General features: G+C 23.8%; 1 protein-coding gene. It reads left to right on the top strand.

Going from position 1 to position 1,266, the window contains the following annotated elements:
- Positions 1 to 236 precede the first annotated feature (236 nt).
- Positions 237 to 1,166: a CPBP family intramembrane glutamic endopeptidase gene (locus GBZ86_RS16025; RefSeq protein WP_152892320.1), complete on the top strand. Its 930-nt coding sequence runs from the start codon at positions 237 to 239 to the stop codon at positions 1,164 to 1,166.
- The last annotated feature ends 100 nt before the right edge of the window (positions 1,167 to 1,266 follow it).

Raw genomic sequence — 1,266 nt, 5'->3', positions numbered from 1 at the left:
CTCACATATTATACTATGTCAATATGAAAAGAAAAAAATATGGTTTATTTTAAGTTATTTAAGGGCTAAGGGGGAAGTAGCCCTTAAATCAACGGGATTTATAGGGCTACTTATATAAATAAAATGGGGGAGAGGCTATTATAAGATTGAAGCTTATTGCCTCATTAAATATTCTATCCAGTATAATTGTTTTTATACATTATAAATAAAAAATTTTATTAAGAAGGTGATAAATTTTGAAACCAATCTATAGAGTAAGCTTATACTTTTTAATAATATTAGTATTATCAATAATTGCACCAATGATAACAACTAGATTTTTTCAAACAATGGGATTAAGTATTCCAGTAATATTAATACTTAATCATATATTAATATTTATAGTACCAGCAATTATATATATACTAGCAGTTAATGGTAATGCAAAAAAAATATTAAGCTTAAATAAAATATCAAGCAAAGATGTACTTAAAGCTATTTTAATAGGTTTTTTAGTACAACCAATTATGAATTTTTTAGCTTATTTTTCTAATTTGTTTTTCAATAATGATGTAGCAACATTTATGGAGCAAACAAAGAATACACCATTATGGCTTATGATATTAGTTATAGGTGTTACTCCAGCTATAACTGAAGAAATAACTATAAGAGGGATAGTATTATCAGGATATGAATATAAAAACAAAAATATAGCAGCTGTCATGTCAGGTCTTATGTTTGGAATGTTACATTTAAATGCAGGTCAATTTTTATATGCGTTTGCTATAGGAATATTATTTGCTTATATGGTAAGAGCTACGGGGAGTATATATGTATCAATGATTACTCATTTCACAATAAATACAACACAATTACTAATGGGAAGATTCCTGACGGCTACTACAAATTCAGCAGAAATAAGTAATTCTATAGATATTATGAACAGTGTTCCTTTTATTTTTCATATAGTTTTATTAATTTTTCAATTTTCAATTGCTGTAGTTTTTACTTTTTTAGTTATGTGGATTATAAGAGGTATGGAAAAATCAAATAAAAGAATTTATTTAGATGATTTAGATATAGATACAAAATTATCTTATAAAAATGAAAGTATAATAAATTTTCCATTTATATTATCAGTAGGAGTATTTTTAATATATACTGTTGTAACAACTATCATACTTTAAATATTAAAAATAAAATATAAAGAAAAGTCATATTAATATATTTTAAAAGTATATGTTAATATGGCTTTTTACTTTAAATAACCTTATATATTAAGAAGTA

The sequence above is a fragment of the Clostridium tarantellae genome (genome assembly GCF_009295725.1).
Classification (GTDB): domain Bacteria; phylum Bacillota; class Clostridia; order Clostridiales; family Clostridiaceae; genus Sarcina; species Sarcina tarantellae.
The sequence above is the reverse complement of the archived record's forward strand: the minus strand, read 5'-3'. Positions and strand labels throughout refer to the sequence as shown.